Source organism: Streptomyces sp. WM6378 (assembly GCF_001279695.1).
In the GTDB taxonomy this organism is placed as follows: domain Bacteria; phylum Actinomycetota; class Actinomycetes; order Streptomycetales; family Streptomycetaceae; genus Streptomyces.
In genome coordinates, this window is record NZ_LGDD01000339.1 from 61,421 (window position 1) to 77,519 (window position 16,099).

The 16,099-nt window shown below is 69.7% G+C and carries 13 protein-coding genes; 6 read left to right on the forward strand and 7 right to left on the reverse strand.

The annotated features are described in order from the left end of the window. Window positions 1–38: 38 nt before the first annotated feature. Window positions 39–1,589 (reverse strand): carboxylesterase/lipase family protein, encoded by a 1,551-nt coding sequence (locus tag ADK54_RS38275; RefSeq protein ID WP_063802150.1) that lies wholly within the window; start codon window positions 1,587–1,589, stop codon window positions 39–41. Window positions 1,590–1,999: 410 nt separating this feature from the next. Between ADK54_RS38275 and ADK54_RS38280 the strand changes: the two genes are divergently transcribed. The 3 genes from ADK54_RS38280 to ADK54_RS38290 are packed head-to-tail and all read left to right on the forward strand — an operon-like array spanning window position 2,000 to window position 5,847. Continuing rightward, the gene (locus tag ADK54_RS38280; RefSeq protein ID WP_053730438.1) at window positions 2,000–3,253 is read left to right on the forward strand and encodes an MFS transporter; all 1,254 of its coding nucleotides are present in this window, start codon (window positions 2,000–2,002) and stop codon (window positions 3,251–3,253) included. 44 nt (window positions 3,254–3,297) lie between these two features. After that, window positions 3,298–4,203, forward strand: a complete 906-nt coding sequence (surE, locus tag ADK54_RS38285) for a 5'/3'-nucleotidase SurE (protein WP_053730439.1) — start codon at window positions 3,298–3,300, stop codon at window positions 4,201–4,203. Window positions 4,204–4,236: 33 nt separating this feature from the next. Continuing rightward, complete coding sequence (locus tag ADK54_RS38290; RefSeq protein WP_053730440.1) at window positions 4,237–5,847, forward strand: carboxylesterase/lipase family protein; 1,611 nt, start codon at window positions 4,237–4,239, stop codon at window positions 5,845–5,847. Between the two features lie 21 nt (window positions 5,848–5,868). Here ADK54_RS38290 and ADK54_RS38295 read toward each other — a convergent pair whose 3' ends face one another. Continuing rightward, window positions 5,869–6,945 carry an alpha/beta fold hydrolase gene (locus tag ADK54_RS38295; RefSeq protein ID WP_053730441.1) on the reverse strand — a complete coding sequence of 359 codons (1,077 nt, stop codon included), beginning with the start codon at window positions 6,943–6,945 and terminating at the stop codon, window positions 5,869–5,871. A gap of 124 nt (window positions 6,946–7,069) precedes the next feature. Next, window positions 7,070–9,538: a penicillin acylase family protein gene (locus ADK54_RS38300; protein ID WP_053730442.1), complete on the reverse strand. Its 2,469-nt coding sequence runs from the start codon at window positions 9,536–9,538 to the stop codon at window positions 7,070–7,072. 260 nt (window positions 9,539–9,798) lie between these two features. Between ADK54_RS38300 and ADK54_RS38305 the strand changes: the two genes are divergently transcribed. Then, window positions 9,799–10,467, forward strand: a complete 669-nt coding sequence (locus tag ADK54_RS38305; RefSeq protein ID WP_053730443.1) for a cutinase family protein — start codon at window positions 9,799–9,801, stop codon at window positions 10,465–10,467. A 73-nt stretch (window positions 10,468–10,540) separates the two neighbouring features. On the opposite strand, the gene ADK54_RS38310 is transcribed toward ADK54_RS38305, so the two are convergent. Together ADK54_RS38310 and ADK54_RS38315 are read right to left on the reverse strand one after the other, a co-directional pair. Further along, window positions 10,541–11,611, reverse strand: coding sequence for a BTAD domain-containing putative transcriptional regulator (locus ADK54_RS38310; RefSeq protein WP_053730444.1), 1,071 nt, complete (start codon window positions 11,609–11,611; stop codon window positions 10,541–10,543). 174 nt (window positions 11,612–11,785) lie between these two features. Then, on the reverse strand, window positions 11,786–12,214 hold the full coding sequence (locus ADK54_RS38315; protein WP_063802151.1) for a DUF6234 family protein: 429 nt from the start codon (window positions 12,212–12,214) through the stop codon (window positions 11,786–11,788). Window positions 12,215–12,533: 319 nt separating this feature from the next. Between ADK54_RS38315 and ADK54_RS38320 the strand changes: the two genes are divergently transcribed. Further along, on the forward strand, window positions 12,534–14,153 hold the full coding sequence (locus tag ADK54_RS38320; protein WP_078966975.1) for an alpha/beta hydrolase: 1,620 nt from the start codon (window positions 12,534–12,536) through the stop codon (window positions 14,151–14,153). 107 nt (window positions 14,154–14,260) lie between these two features. On the opposite strand, the gene ADK54_RS38325 is transcribed toward ADK54_RS38320, so the two are convergent. Together ADK54_RS38325 and ADK54_RS38330 are read right to left on the reverse strand one after the other, a co-directional pair. After that, the gene (locus ADK54_RS38325; RefSeq protein ID WP_053730445.1) at window positions 14,261–14,623 is read right to left on the reverse strand and encodes a DoxX family protein; all 363 of its coding nucleotides are present in this window, start codon (window positions 14,621–14,623) and stop codon (window positions 14,261–14,263) included. Further along, a complete protein-coding gene (locus ADK54_RS38330; protein ID WP_053730446.1) occupies window positions 14,620–15,132 on the reverse strand; it encodes a dimethylsulfonioproprionate lyase family protein in 513 nt (170 codons plus the stop codon). Before ADK54_RS38330 ends, ADK54_RS38325 begins: the two co-directional genes overlap by 4 nt. An 80-nt stretch (window positions 15,133–15,212) precedes the next feature. Between ADK54_RS38330 and ADK54_RS38335 the strand changes: the two genes are divergently transcribed. Then, a complete protein-coding gene (locus ADK54_RS38335) occupies window positions 15,213–16,064 on the forward strand; it encodes a LysR family transcriptional regulator (protein ID WP_053730447.1) in 852 nt (283 codons plus the stop codon). Window positions 16,065–16,099: the final 35 nt, after the last annotated feature.

Genomic DNA, 16,099 nt, shown 5'->3' on the forward strand with positions numbered 1-16,099 from the left:
CCCGGGCACGCATGACCTCCACGCCTCCACGCCAGACGTCACTCGCGCGCCGATACCCGTCCGTACAGACGGCGCACCTGCTCCGCGAGGTCGTCCACGGGCGCGGTGGCCGAGCTGAAGCGCATCGTGGTGCGGGTGTCCGCGCCGTAGCGCTTCCACTCGGGCATGGCTGCGTGGTTCGGGTCGCCGGTCCGGATGAACGAGATCCACGCACGGTGCATCGCGTCCGCCAGTCCGCGTTCCGCGGCCGGGTCGATCCCCTCGGCCAGTGGCGCGTGGGCCCAGTCGGCCAGGTTGTCGAAGACGAAGGGGAGCTCCAGACAGTGGGCGGCGGCGAACACGCCATCTTGTGCGGGCGCCGGGAAGTCGAACTCGTAGGCCCAGACGGGGTGCCCCAACTCCGCCCTGGATTCGGCCAGTTGGACGCCGGGGGCCCGGAACAGTTCGTCGGTGATGAGGTCCATGAGCACGTCCACCGGCCGGGCGCCGGGCCGGGCCCGCTCGTACGCGTCGTACACCTCGGCGCCCGCCGCGGGGAAGGTCTCGGCGACCCGCGCGGCCACCTGTTCGCGGGTGGCCGACGCGTAGCCCTCGTCCAGGGCGAAGCCGAAGTTGGCCTCGTCCCGGGTCCAGCCGACGAGTACGTCGATGTCGGTCGCGGCGCCGTGAAGGAGGGTCGTCGCGGGATGGCGGAACAGGGTGACGTCGTCGCGTACGGGCAGGAAGGGGGTGGGCCAGTATCCCCAGCGCGCGGTGCGGGCGAACAGTCCTCCGGCGGCCTCCAGCAGCCGCGGCCAGGGCAGTTCGCGGAGTTCGTCGACGCTCTTCACCCCGGCCGCCTCCAGGAAGGCATCTTCGCGCTGCCGGTATTCCTCACGCGTCGGGATGCTCAGGCCGAGGGGCGGGCTCTGCAGGATGACCCGCTGGAACAGGCCCTGCGCTTCGGGGTGTCCGGCCAGGGAAGCGGCGGAGACGGCGCCGCCCGACTGGCCGGCGACCGTGATGCGGTCCGGGTCGCCACCGAAGTGCGCGATGTTGTCGCGGACCCAGCGCAGTGCGGCGAGTTGGTCCGTGAGCCAGAGGTTGGCGGGCCCGTCGTCGGCCTCCCCGTCCTGGCCGAAGGACAGGTAACCGAGCGGTCCGATGCGGTAGTTGAGGGTGACGACGACCAAGTCGCCGTCGCGCGCGAAGGTCTCGCCGGAGTAGATGGGCAGCGCCCCGGAGCCCGAGACGAAGCCACCGCCGTGGATCCAGACCAGCACGGGCCGCTTGGCGTCGTCGACCGCCGGGGTCCACACGTTGAGCGTCAGGCAGTCCTCGTCGAACGGCGGGCTTCCGTGACCACCCAGGACCGGGTCACCGCCCGCCAGGAACATCTGCGGCGCGCTGGGTCCGTACGCGGTTGCGTCCCGAGTGCCGTCCCAGCCCGGGTGCGGCCGCGCGGGGCGCCACCTGAGCTCGCCCACCGGCGGCGCGGCGTACGGCACCCCTCTGAAGGCGACGACTCCCCCCTCGCCTGCGGCGGCACCGCGCAACCGACCGGCCGGCAGCCGGACGACGGGCGAGACCTCACCTGATGCATCAGCCATGGGATTCCTTCCAGCAGGCGCCTTGCACGATTCAACAGCCGAGCGGATGTCGCGTAACTCTGCCGTTCGTCACTAAAGCTGCATATTCCTATCGCCGCAAGGGTAGCCCGCCAGTAGCTACACGTGTAACAGCAAGAGAGTAGACCGACGGTCACGATTCCCGCCTCAAACCCTCCACACCCCTACCCACAGCGCCACTCCTGGTGCTACACAATCCCTACCGCCGAGCCTTACACGTGTAACGCGATATCTGGAACACCGGTGCCCGCCTCCTCCCTGCGGCGCATCCCGAATTCCCGCGTCACACGCCCGTCGCCGGTTTCCCCCTCCACTCCGTCCCCCAGGAGTCGACATGCATCCCCTCATCCACCGCTCGGCGGACCGCCCGCCCGCTCCCGCCGGAGGTCGTCGTGACCAACGGTGAACTGATCGGGCCGCAGGCGTCCGAAGCGACTGAGCCGCACAAGCGCGGCCTCATGCTGCTCCTCCTCGTCGCCAACTCCTCCATGCTGGCCGTGTACATGGGGGTCGGTTCCGTACTGCTCCCGACCCAGATCGCCGAGATCGACCCGGCGAACAAGGTCGCTGTCCTGGGCGTCGTGGGCGGGGTCAGCGCGGTGTTCGCCACCGCGTTCAACCCGATCGCCGGCGCCCTCTCGGACCGTACGGGACGCCGCAATCCATGGGTCCTGGGCGGCGCACTCGCCTCACTGGCGCTGCTCGCGTTCCTGGGCAGCGTGCACACGGCGCTGCTTGTCGGCATCGGGTGGTGCCTGGTGCAGGCGACGATGAACGTCTACCAGGCCGCGGTCACCGCCGTCGTGCCGGACCGCATCCCCGTGGCGCGCCGCGGCACCGCCTCCGCCCTGGTCGGACTCGGGCTGCCGATCGGCGGCACGGCCGGAGTGCTGATCGCCTCGCAGACGTCCGGCCAGCCCACGCTCGGCTACCTGGTGCTGGGAGCCTTGGCGGCCGGCGCGGCGGTCCTGCTCGCCTCCCGCTGCCCCGATGTGCCCGCGGGTACGCCCGCCACGTGCCCCACGCCCGCCGTGCCCCGGCGCGAACGGATCGCGGCGTTCCTGTCCGCGCTGTCCCACCACGACTTCCGGTGGGCGTTCATCGGGCGGGCCCTGATGGTGCTCGGCTACTTCTCCGTCGTGGGCTACCAGCTGTACATCCTGGACGACCACATCGCGCTGCCCGCGAACCTCGACCCTCCCACCGCGATGGCGATCCTCACCCCCGTGGCGATGGCCTCGATGGCCGTCTCGACCATGGTGGGAGGCTTCCTTTCGGACCGCTGGAACCGGCGCAAGATCTTCGTCGCGATGTCGGCCGCGCTCGCCGGTCTTGTGATGGCCGTCCCCGTGATCAGCCCGACCTGGACCGGCATGATCGTCTTTTCCGCGCTCAACGGTCTCGCCTTCGGCTGCTTCATGGCGGTGGACACCGCCGTGGTGACACTCGTGCTGCCCCGCGCCGAGGACGCCGCACGCGACATGGGTGTCCTCAACATCGCGAACGCCGGACCGCAGATCGTCGCCCCGTTCGTCGCCTCCGCCGTGGTGACCGCGCTCGGCGGCTACACCCCGCTGTTCCTCTTCGGCGGCGCGCTGTCCCTCCTGGGCGCCCTGGCGATCCTCCCGATCCGCGGCGTGCGCTGACCGTCAACTCCCCTTCCTCTACCGCCTGTTCGAAGGAGCACACCATGAGGCACAAGCACGCTCTGCCCGTCGCGGCCCTGCTGCTGGGTACGTCCGCCCTGACCGGTACGGTGCCGGCGACCGCCGCCACGCACGACAAGGCGTCCGCGCCACTGCGGATCCTGCTGACCAACGACGACGGCTACGACGCACCCGGCATCCGTCTCATGTTCCAGCGGCTCACCTCCGCCGGGTACGACGTCACCATCGTCGCCCCGCTCACCAACCAGAGCGGTGCGGGAACGAAGATGATGAGCGCCACCACGGTGACGGTCAGACATCCCGAGCCGCGGGTGTGGGCCGTGGACGGCACGCCGGGCGACGCGGTGTCCTTCGGGCTCGCCGAGGCGTTCGCCGGCCGGGCGCCCGATCTGGTGATCTCCGGAACCAACTTCGGCCCCAACGTGGCCGGCCTCGCCATCCACTCCGGAACCGTCGGCGGCGCCGTGGCAGCCCTGGAGAGCGGCGTGCCCGCGATCGCGGTGAGCACCGGCGGGCTCGCGGTCCCGGTGCCGCAACTCGTCCTCAACGCCATGCGCCCCACCAACGACTTCACGGTCAAGCTCATCGACCGGCTGCGGGCTCACGCGAAGCACGGGCCGCTGCTCCCGCCCGGCGTGGGTCTCAACGTCGACCACCCCGTGATCGGCCCGGACGGCACGGGCACCGCCAGCGGTGCAGCCGTCACCACCCAGGATCCGCAGCCCTTCCTCAAAGCGGACTACACGGACTCCGGTGACGGCACCTGGAAGGTCGACGTCAAGGTGGTCCCCCAGCCCGCCGAGAAGGGCGGTGACGCGGAGGCGGTCGCCGCCGACAAGGTGTCGATCACTCCCATCTCCCCCAACTGGAACACCGGCCCGGCCGGGTTCGCCGGCACCGCGGCACTCCTCGCGGGCCTGCGCCCCTAGGGCCTTGGTGAAGACGACGACACTGGAGGAGAAGTGAAGAAGTCGCGCACGACCCGCCGCTCAACAGTCCTGGCTCTGGCGCTCACGGCGGCAACCCTGGGCACCCAGTTCCTCACCGCCCCGATGGCCCCGGCGGCCCCCGCCCCCGTACGTCCCGCCGTGACCACCGGCCACGGCCGCCTCGCCGGTCAACTGCACGACGGGGCCGAGGAGTTCCTCGGCATTCCGTATGCAGCGCCACCCGTGGGCAACCTGCGGTTCCGCCCGCCCCAGCAGCCCGCGCGGTGGAGCGGGACGCGGGATGCCACCCGACAGGCTCCCGCCTGCACTCAGTTCTCTCCGTTCGGGCTGCGGGACCCGCAGGACACCAGTGAGGACTGCCTCTACCTGGACGTCTACCGGCCGCGGAACACCCGGCCCGGGGCCCGCCTCCCGGTCCTCCTCTGGATGCACGGCGGCGCGTACAGCCAGGGGACGGGCACCCAGTTCGGCGGCCGGACCATGGCCGACAGCACCGGCAGCATCGTCGTGAGCATCAACTACCGGCTCGGTCAGCTCGGTTACCTCGCCGTCCCGGAACTCACCCGCGACAACACGCTCGGTTCGGGCTCGTACGGGCTGATGGACCAGATTGCGGCACTCGGCTGGACCCGCGACAACATCCGCGCGTTCGGCGGAGATCCGGCCGACGTCACCATCTGGGGCCAGTCCGCGGGCAGCGCATCGGTCTGCGCGATGCTCGCGTCGCCGCACGCGACCGGCCTGTTCTCGCACGCCATCCTGCAGAGCGGGCCCTGCTCGCTCGTCCCCGCCCCCAGCGCCGCCCGGAAGGCCGACGACGACCGGGCGTACGCGGCCGGGGCGGGGTGCCCCGACGTCGCGACAAGGGCCGCGTGCCTGCGCGAACTCTCCCCCGCCGAGCTCGTCGCGGCCGCGCGGACCCGCCCGACGCAAGGACCCGCGTTCGGTGACGGGCTGCTGCCCATGCAACCGTCCGAGGCCATCTCAGCGGGCACCTGGAACAAGGTGCCGGTCGTGATCGGCAGCACCCGGTCCGAGAGCCGCTTCTTCGTCGCCCTCACCCAGCCGCACCTCACGGCGCAGGAGTACACCGAGCAGATCACGGCCACGTACGGCCGGGCGGCCCCACAAGTACTGGCCCGCTACCCACTGTCCGCCTACCCCTCCCCGTACGAGGCGATGTCGGCACTGCTCACCGACTCCACCTTCGCCTGCCAGACGTACGTCACCGCACGCACGCTCTCGGCCCAAGTGCCCACCTACGTCTACGAGTTCGACGACCCGGACTCCCCCACGCTGTACGGGGCCCAGGTCCCGGGCCTCGACATGGCCAACGGCCACAGCGCCGACCTCGCCTACCTGCACGACTTCACCATGGCCGACCGGCCGCTGACCCCGACTCAGGCGGCGTTCGGCGACCGCATGAAACTCCGCTGGGGAGCGTTCGCCCGCACCGGGAACCCCGACGTGCCGGGCGGGACGAGGTGGCCCACCACCGGCCCACACCACACGGTCCTCGTCCTCAACCCGCGGAACACCCACCCGTCAACCACCTTCGCGGCCGACCACCAATGCGCCTTCTGGGCCGGCCTGCCCACGCCTGATCCCCTGGCCGGCCCCTGATTCGCACTTATTGACGGATCGTCAGGAAGCGAAGGACCTTTCCAGGCGGGGGATCAGGTCTCGGAGGTCCTGTTCCCAGCAGCCGCCGTTGTGGCCGCCGTTGCACTGGGTGCCCCAGGCGGCGCCGTCGCCGTAGTCCACGTAGTAGTACGACATGCCGAGCGCGTCCATGCGGTCCTTGACGTGTTTCGACGCGCCTTCGAGCCAGAACTCGGGCTCGATGGCCGAGCCGCGTCCGTTGCCCACGTAGATGGAAACCCCGACTCCCTTGAGCTTGTCCATGTGTTGGGACGGGTCGACCTCGTTCCACCGCCAGTCGGCGTTGAACACCGGGTAGGGCGAGCCGAACAGGGCATCGCTGTCCACGCCGGGCTTGTAGGGGTCGTTGTTGGGGTCGCAGACGCCGGAGGACGAGCCGCAGATCACGCCCTGCGCGTCGATGAGGGAGGCGACCGTGGCGAGGCGCAGGTCCATGGAGTCGGCCGACATGTCGATGTCTCCCGACAGGGACGCGGTCTGGCTGAAGAGCTCGGGGTGGTCCTGGGCGTAGTGGAAGGCTCCGAACCCGCCCATGGAGACACCGGCGATGGCCCGGGCCTTCTTGGTGTTGATGGTGCGCAGGTTGGCGTCGATGAACGGAATCACCTGCTTGAGGTGGAAGTTCTCCCAGTTCTGCGCGCCGGCCGCCGTTTTCTGGTTGAGCCAGTTCGCATACCAGCCGCGAGCGCCGCCGTCAGGGATGACGGTGATCATCGAGTTCGAGGTGGTCAGCGCCGGATACGTCTGCTGGACGGGGTCGTCGGGGGAGCCGTGCAGGAAGTACAGCACCGGGTAGCGTCTGGCCGGATCGTCGTAGTAGCCGCTCGGCAGAATGATTTTGATGTGGTGCTTGCCCGCGACCTCGGGTGTGGTCACGGTGATGTAGAAGTTGGTGGGACCGCCGGTCGCCGTGTCGACCTGGGTCAGGCCGAACCCGTCCGTCATCGGCGGCGGTGTGGTGCGGTCGGCGGCTTGCGCCGAACCTGCCGGCAGGGCCGTTCCCACCAGCGCGGCCATCAAGGCCACCACCATGCGCCATCTGCTCGATTTCCTCAGCACAGCAAGCCCCCTCGTGAGCGTTGTCGTCGTGCGGCGCGGAACTTATCGGGAAGCGATGACATCCCGATGAAATGGCACGCCGGAGACCGTCGTCGAGACCCCGGCGTGCCGCTACGTCCCGGTCTCAGTCCAGGACCTTGACCTCCAAGGACGACGACGCGATCTGGTCCTCCGTGAACCGCTCGGTCAGCCACTGGCCGGCCGAGAACAGCTTGGTCTGATCGGCGTAGTGCGGCGAGTTCGGGTTGGCCGACTGGGAGTAGGCGAGGACCGAGGACGTCTGGGGCGGACCGTCGGCGGTGAACCGCACCTCCTGTATGAAGCTCGACCCGAACGTGATGTCCAGCTTGCCGTCGACCACACCAGGAGTGACCACGTTCAGCACGCCGAGTTCACTGATCGAGCCGTGGATCGGGATCTGCTCGCCGTTGCGGGTGATCTTCTGGACGTCCGACAGCGGTGCGTTCAGCGGAACTCCCGCGTTGCGCAGCGCGAGCACCGCCCGGCCGAACGCGTCGCGCACGGCGGAGCTTGTGGAATCGAGCGAATTGGGCGTGTGCACCGGGTCCTTGGGGTCGAAGGGAACCCGCCACGGCAGCTTCTCGGCCGCCTGCCCGTTGAGCAGGAAGGCCCAGTAGTTCTCGAACAGCCAGGATCCCCGGCTGTCCGCCGAGTAGTCGTGGTCCTTCCAGGCGGCCAGGATCGGGCACGCCTCGCTCACGTTGACCAAGCTGCCGTCCACGAGGATGAGCCCGAAGGGGACGTTCTGGCACATCGTCACCGTGGCGTCGAGGGCCAGGTCGGCCGCGCGGCTGTTGTCGGCGAACAGCAACTGCCGCATGTTCTCCGGTGTGAAGCCCCGGCCCGGCAGCCCGTCGGTGCCGTTGAGCCGGTTCTGCGCGGTCAGGATCAACTCCTGGGTACGCAGCGACCGGGGCGCCGCCGCGTCGCCCATCACCCTGGGGTACGACAGCGGCTGCTCGGGGTTGGCCAGCCAGGCGCTGTCGTTGGCGTTGCCCACGAAGTCGGACCGGATCAGGCGTGGCTGCTTGTGCGGGTCGAGCAGCCCCGGCGCGACCGCGTTCGGGTCGTCGGGCCAGTCGCACGCGCCGCGCTTGCCGTCGAAGATGGAGATCGGCGGCACGTTCGGCAGCCGCAGTGCCTGGTTCCACAGCAGTTTGCCGGTCTCGGTGAGGCACGACTGGGCGTGCTCGTCGGTGATGTTCGGGGTGGCCTGGATGTCCGCGTACAGGGCGTTGCCCTTGCGGTCGGAGGCGACGGTGTTGAAGAAGGGGATGCCCTCCGTGGTCTCCAGGGTGTTCACGACGTCATCGACGTCCTTGGTCTGGTCGAGGTGGAACCAGGTGTTCATGGCCCGCAGGTTGTCCATGTTCACGTCGCGTACCGCGTGCGCGCTGACCACCCAGGGCAGTGGAACGCCCTGCATGGATGTGGTGATCGGGCCGTAGCGGGTGGACCACAACGTCCTGCTGACCTTGCCGATGGAGCCGTCCGCGTTCCGTACGTCCACGTTGACCTGCTGCGAGGTCATCTTCTGCCAGGTGCCGTCGACCAGGTAGTTGGTCGGGTTCAGCGGGTCCACCTGCACGTCGAAGAGTCCGAACGGGGCCACCGTGGCGATGGTGTGGCTCCAGGCGACGTCGTCGTTGTGCCCGATGTTCACCGCGGGGAGTCCGAGCAGGCTGCCCCCGGAGACATTGACCTTTCCCGGGATCGTCAACTGGCTCTGCCACATGCGGTTCTTGCCCTGCCACGGGAAGTGCGGGTTGGCCAGCATCATGCTGGTGCCCTGGGACACGCCCTGCGAACCGACCGCCAGCGCGTTGCTGCCCATGCTCTGTTGACGGCTGGCGGCCATGGCATCGCGGATCTTCTTCGCGGTCTCCTCGGGTGAGGGCGCCTTCGGTGCGGGTGCCTTGGGCGCGGCGGCCGACGCCCCCGGTGGCTGGGCGGTCACCTCACCGTTCAGCAGCGGATCGGCGCTGCCCATGATGATCTCGGCGTGCGCGTGCCGGTAGACGTCCAGCTCCGTGATCGGCTTCACCCAGGCCGCGCCGCGGCAGGCCGGGTCGGAGATGCTGTTCACGCCCGTCTCGGCCAGGTACCTGTTGTATCCCTGGACGTAGCCGCGAATGGCCTCTTTGACCTCCGGCTCGGGGCCGTTGGGGGCGGGCTGGTCGAGCAGCCGCTCCACCACCCGGTTGTCGTTGATGCGCTGGAAGTACAGGTCGCTGTTGAGATTGGTGGTGTTCTGCGTCTCGCCCGGGCTCGCCTTGCCGTCGGGTCCCAGATAGCGGGACCTCTGTGCGTTGACCATCAGATAGGTGTCGGCCAGGGTGCAGATGTTGTCCTTGGCGGCGGCGTACCCGTAGCCCGTGCCCAGCCCTTCCCAGTTCGAGGCGATGATGTGCGGGATTCCGTATTCGGTGTAACGGATCGTCGGCTTGTCCGGGCCCTGTACGGCGGCCGATGACCCGGCCCCGGGCGACCCGGCGGCCGTCATCGTGCTGATCACCGCCACCGCGGCCGTGACCGCCATCGCCGTCCTCGCTCTGCATCTCCTCCGCACCATCGAGCCGTCCTTCCCCTGTGGTCCGGGCCCTCGCCCGAACGCGGACACGTTAAGGAGGACGGATGAAATCCCGATGGAGCGGGCGTCCGGGCCCCGCCCGCACAGGGCGTTCCCGGCCGTGCCCCGGTGGGCGGCACGCTCGGGCGCGGCAGGTTTCATCGGGATGTCATCGACGGCTGCCACTGTCGTCCGGTGACCTTGGCCGAGGGCGTTCCGCATCGGAGAACGGGCGCGTGGGCCAACTACATGGGGAGGTTCCAATGCGAGCCAGCAGGATCAGGACCGCGTTAGCCGGGCTGCTGCTGACAGTGGGCGTTTCGGCGGCGCAGGGGGCCACGGCACAGGGCGCCACCGCGCGGGCGGCGGCTTCGTGCGACGGCACCTACACCATCGTTGTCGGGGGCACGTGGAGCACATGGGACAACGACCGATTCACGGGCAACATCCAGCAGCACGTGGGGTATTCCAGCCAGGTCCCCAGCGGTCCGAGCGTCCGGTCGGGCGTCAACGAGCTCAACCGGCTGGTCCGAGACCAGCGTGCCGCGTGCCCGGACCAGCACGTCAAGATGGGCGGGTACTCCTTGGGTGCCGCAGTGGTGCACGTCTGGATCAGCGAGAACTGGAGGTCGTTCGGCAACGTCAACGCCATTCTCCTCGCGGACCCCAAGCGTCAGGGCGGTCCCGGCACCAACGGCAGCGCCGCGCCGTTCGGCGGCATCATCGGCCCCCCGCTCTCAGGCAGTGACCGGGACTTCGGCAACGTGCCGGTCAAGTCGATCTGCTACTGGGACTACATCTGCGACGAGTCCGCCGGCATTTGGACCTACCCGAAGAACCACAATGACAACTACTGGCCGGACTTCAACATGGATCACCACAACGACGACGCCAACGAGCAGTGGTACAACGGCGCCTGGTACCCCTGGTAACCACGATCAGGTGTGAGGCAGGGGTAGGGGCACCGTCACCGTGGCCCCTACCGCGACGAAGCCGGTCCGGCGGTCACCGCGTGGCTCTGGTGAGGCCCAGGCCGGCTTCGTCCCCGCGCAGAATCATCTGGTACGTCCGCCGGAGCATCCGGCTCGGCGGAACCCCCAGGTCGTCGGCCAGCCGGCGGCGGGCGCGGTCGAACACGGTCAGCGCGTCGGCCTGTCGGCCGCTGCGGTAGAGCGCGTGCATCAGCAAGGCGGCCACCGGCTCGTTCAGGGGATGCTCCGAGGCCAGGGCGAACAGTTCGGCGATCGTTTCGGAGTGCCGGCCCAGCCGGAGCTGCCACCCCAGCTTCCGCTGCATGATGACGATCCGGCGCTCGCTGAGCCGCACCCGCTCCAGCTCGGCGAGCGGTCCGGGCAGACCGGACAGGAGCTCCCCGCGGAACAGGTCGAGCGCCTGGGAACACAGCCGGACCGCCTCGGTCGCGTCGCCCGCACGGTCGGCCCTGCGGACATCGCCGAGCAGCTCCTCCAGGCGCGCGACGTCCACTTCGACCGCGTCGGGGGCCAGCCGGTAGCCGCACCGGCCGTGCTCGATCACGGAGTCGGGCCGGTCGCCGATGCGCAGGGTCTTGCGCAAGCGGTAGATGTACACCGGCACCACATTCGTGAGCGGCGGCTCCATCCCCCATACTCCGTCGAGGAGTTCCTGCTGGCTGACCGTACGCCCCGCACCCAGGGCGAGCGCCGCCAGTACGGCTTGCTGGCGGAGGTGCCCCAGGTTCAGGGGCCGCCCGTCCTGCCAAGCCTGGAGCGGTCCGAGGACGGAGATCCGCACCTTCGGCCCGGCGGCCCGGCCGACGGCGGTGCGCGGCCCTGGTCCCGCCTCCCGGGTACGGGGTCCGCTGCCGGGCACGACCAGGCCGCAGTCGAAGGCGTGGACGATGGCGGCGGCCCGGTCGCGCAGCCCGAGCTTCGCGAGGATGCGCGCGAGGTGTCCGGCCACGGCGTCCTCGGGAATGGCGAGGTCGGCGGCGATCTCGTCGTCGCGCAAGCCGCACCCGACCGCATGGAGCACCCTGCGCTCCTGATGCCTGAGCATGGTGGAGGTCGGCCGGCGGCTGGTGGCGGTCGTCGGCATCACTGCTCCCCGGTCTTGTCGGTCTGACGGACGCGGTCGACAAGGTAGTGCGGGGAATGCCGGTGCAGGCATCCGGAATGATCCGGGGTGACATGGTGGGCATCCGGTTCGGCACCCTCTCCTACGCCTGCCGGTGGCCCCCTTCCCGACCAGCCCCCCCCATCTGACGGTGGTTCAGTAACACCGTCCGCTGCCGCTGTAGCAAGGGGTGTATCCGGGGTCGGGGGTGGGCGCGGGGCCGGGGTGGCCGCGGTCGTAGCCGTGCTGCGAGGACACGAGCAGCACTGCCACGATGCAGGCCGCGACGAGTTGCAGGAACAACGTCCAGGGCGCGCGGGCCAGCGCCGCGACCGCGGCAAGTACCACGATGACGACGAGGAAGTGCTCCGTCCAGGCGATGCCCGCGAGTGCCGACGCGTCGATCCTGGCCTGATCCCCCTGCGCGGCCCACACCTCCATACCGTCGCTGAAGAGCCTCCCGGCGCCGGTGGCGGCCTCGACGACGAAGAGCAGAATGGCGGCAGCCAGATCGGTGCCGAGGGACGTTCTGCTGGACCAGGGCCACTGCCACCGAGGCGAGCGTTCGCCGAGTACACGCGTCATGGCCCGCACCTTGCCAGGCCCACCGGAGAGCACGCATGAGTACCCGTACTCAGCCGGGCATCACGAACGTGCCCGCGCACGGTCACCCGCCGCGTCGGCGCACCGGCAATGTTTCCGTCCATGAGCGGCGGGGCGTCCCATCGGCGCCGAAACGATCGTCCGGGCGCTCACACGCTGGAGCTACGAGGTTCGGCGGGCGACGGCTTAAGAAGAGGGCGCGGCCTCGGGGCGGGTGTCCCCGACTCCGCTCCAGTCACAGCTTGATAACGTCCCGTCAGTTCTCTAGCTGTAAAATTTCACATATCACATCATGCTCTCCATGAGAAAAATCATCGCCCTGCTCTCGGCGGCCACCGCCGTCGCAGCCCTCACTGGAACGTCCGCCAGCGCGGCACCCGACGCGGCCGCGGCCGCGGACACCGGGCAGGGAAAGCTCGTCTGGAGCTCCTGCAACGACACCAGCACACCCGCGCTGCAGTGCGCGATGCTCGACGTGCCGGTGGACTACGCAGACCCGCACGGCCGGAAGATCAAGATCAAGCTGAACCGGCTCCCCGCCACCGCGCCCAAGAGCAAGCAGCAGGGTCCGATCCTGCTCAACCCCGGTGGCCCCGGAGACTCCGGGCTCTGGATGCCCGCCTACATCTCCGGGCAGATCCCGAAGGACGTCGCCTCGACCTACGACTGGATCGGCTTCGACCCGCGCGGCACCAACGGCAGCGATCCCCATGTCGTCTGCGACGCCCACTACTTCGACGGCGAGCGGCCCGACTACCAGGTGAGCCAGGGCACTTCGAAGGCCTGGCTGAAGAAGGCGGCCGGGTACGCCGCCGACTGTGCGGCCGACTGGTCCTGGCTCATGCCGCACATGACCACCGTCGACAACGCGCGCGACATGGACAGCATCCGCCGGGCACTCGGAGCGCCGAAGATCAACTTCTACGGCGGCTCCTGGGGCACCTCGCTCGGCTCCACCTACGGCCAGCTCTTCCCCTCGCACGTCCGGCGGATGGTGCTCGACAGCATCGTCGGGCCCACCATCAGCTGGTACGACCACAACGTCCTCCAGGACAAGGAGCACCAGCGCCGCTTCGACGCCTTCGCGGCTTGGGCGGCCAAGGCCGACTCGGTCTACCACCTCGGTACGGACGCGGCCGCCGTCGAGAAGGCGTACCAGCAGGTCGAAGCGGACCTGCGGAGCAACCCCGCGGACGCCGCCCCGGCCCCCGGCAAGATCGGTCCCGCCGAGTTCGAGGACACCTTCTACGGCGGTGGTTACAACTTCCTGCGCTGGCCGCGCATGGCCACCGTGCTCTCCGCCTACGTCACCCAGCACGACACCCGGCCGCTGAACATCGCCTACAACCTGTACGCGGCGCCGGGCGCCGACGACGGCGCCTTCCCCGCGTACAACGCGGCGCAGTGCACCGAGAGCGCCTGGCCGCGCGACTGGGAGTTCTGGAAGAAGGACCAGGCCGGTGTGAACGCGTCGGCGCCCTTCTACACGTACAACAACATGTGGTACAACGCCGCCTGCATGTTCTTGCCCTACCAGGGCAACCCGGCGGGCCGTATGAAGATCACCGGTAAGAGCCTGCCGCCCGTGCTGCTCTTCCAGGCCACCGAGGACGCCGCCACCCCGTACGAGGGCGGGCTCGCCATGCACGACGCGCTGCCCGGTTCGAAGCTGGTCGTCCAGAACGGCGGCAGTTTCCACGAGATCCTCTTCCACGGCAACGCCTGCCTGGACGACACCTTCACCGACTACCTCCGCGACGGCAGCCTCCCCAAGGGAGGCGGGCGCATAGCGAAGGCCTGCGCCCCCGAAGCCGACCCCACCCCCACCTACGTGACCCCGCCGCCCGCCCTCACCCGCAAGGCCACCAGCAACCGCCTCTCCCCCACCGACCCCGAGGCCGTGCACGGCGTCCTTCGGTAGTCGACGCATCAACTGGGCTCATACCGGCGGCAGTTGGCATCCAGCCGACTGCCGCCGGTCGACAGCGGCCCCGGCCTGCTCGGCCGTGACACCTCCCCAGACTCACGTCACAGCCGAGCAACCGCCGGCCAGACGGTCACCGCCGCGAGGAGGAAAAGCACGATGTTGAGTGCGAGCCGGCGGTCTCCGCGGCTCAGGTGAACCCCGGTCGCGGCGATCTGCAGCACCATGAACCCGACGGCCGCGGCCAGGGCCAGCCAGGGCGCGATGCCGGTCAGCGGCGGGAGGATCAGCCCGGCCGCTCCGAGCACTTCGATCAGCCCGATGGCCCTGACCGCAGGCATCGGCGTGCTGTCCACCCAGGCCATCATCGGCCGGAGCCGCTCACGGCCGCGGACCACCTTCAGCCCGCCCGCGTAGAGATAGAACAGCGCGAGCAGGCCGGCCGCGCTCCAAAAGGCGACGTTCACGATTCCCTCGGCCCCTGGGTGAAGTCGGTGGCGGGCTCGGTGGCGTAACGGCTCATCGTCTCCACGGTCGCCTGTGGGGTCAGTGCCTGGCCGGCGGCGATCATCTGCCGCAGATCGCGGAAGTACTGGACGTACAGGTCCGGCGTGAACGTGCTGAGCATGACGGCCGGTTGGTCGGTCACGTTGGCGAAGGTGTGCGGGGCTCCGGGTGGGACCATCACGAGGGTGCCCGCGCCCGCGTCGTAGTCCTTCTCTCCGACGGTGAACCGCACGGTGCCCGAGATGACGTAGAAGCCCTCGTCGTGCTGGGCGTGCCGGTGCTGCGGCGGTCCGGGCGTGTGCGGCGCGAGGACGGACTCGGCAAGACCGAGGCGGTGCCCGGTGTTGCTGCCGTCTTCGAGGATGCGCAGCCGCGTGGTGCCCAGAACGATCGTCTCGCCGTCGCCCGGGCCGACCACCGAGACGGCGGGATCGGAGATCGGCTCACTGGCCTTCTGTTCTTCAGTCATGCCTCGATTCCACCGCCAGGGGCGGCGGGCCGTCCAAGACCCATTCCGGGAGGCCGATACCGAGCGGGTATCGTCACAGCATGGAGCTACGTACGCTGCGCTATTTCGTGGCAGTCGCCGAGGAACTCCATTTCGGCCGGGCCGCCGGACGGCTGCACATGAGTCAGCCGCCACTGAGCCGGGCGATCAAACAGTTGGAGACCGAGCTCGGCGCCGCGCTGTTCGACCGCTCCCCGGGCGGTGTCGCGCTCACCCCGGCGGGAGCGGTGCTGCTCGACGAGGCGCGGGCCCTGCTCGCCCGGGCCGACCGGGTACGGGGACGTGTGGCCGCGGCGGCCGGCGCCACGGCCATCACCATCGGCATCCTGGGCGACAGCACCGACCCGCGCGCGACACGGCTGGCCGCCGCCTACCGCCGGCGGCACCCGCAGGTCGAAGTCCGGGTCCGCGAGGCGGACCTGACCGATCCCACCTGCGGGCTGCACGCCGGCGGGGTCGACGTGGCCCTGACCCGCGGGCCGTTCGACGAGACCGGCCTGAGTGTGCGTGAACTGCGCAGCGATCCGGTGGGCGCGCTGCTGCGCGCCGACGACGTGCTGGCCGTCCGCCACAGCCTGGAACTGGCCGACCTGGCCGACCGCCGCTGGTTCCTCTTCCCGCAAGGTACCGACCCCCTCTGGCAGGCGTACTGGAGCGGCGGCGAGCCGCGCGAAGGTCCTGTGGTGCGCGCCGTCCAGGAATGCAGGCAAGCCGTGCTGTGGAACGGCACGGTCGGCATGACGCTCCTGGACCACGAGCCGGGCGAGGGGCTGGCCGTGGTGCCGCTGGTCGACATGCCACCGAGCCGCATGGTGGTGGCTTGGAGGGAGGATGACACGAATCCCGTCATCCGATCGTTCGTCCAGATCGCGATCGCGGCTCACAAGGACTGAGCACTCACCACGAGACTCGCTCCGTTCCGGCGGCC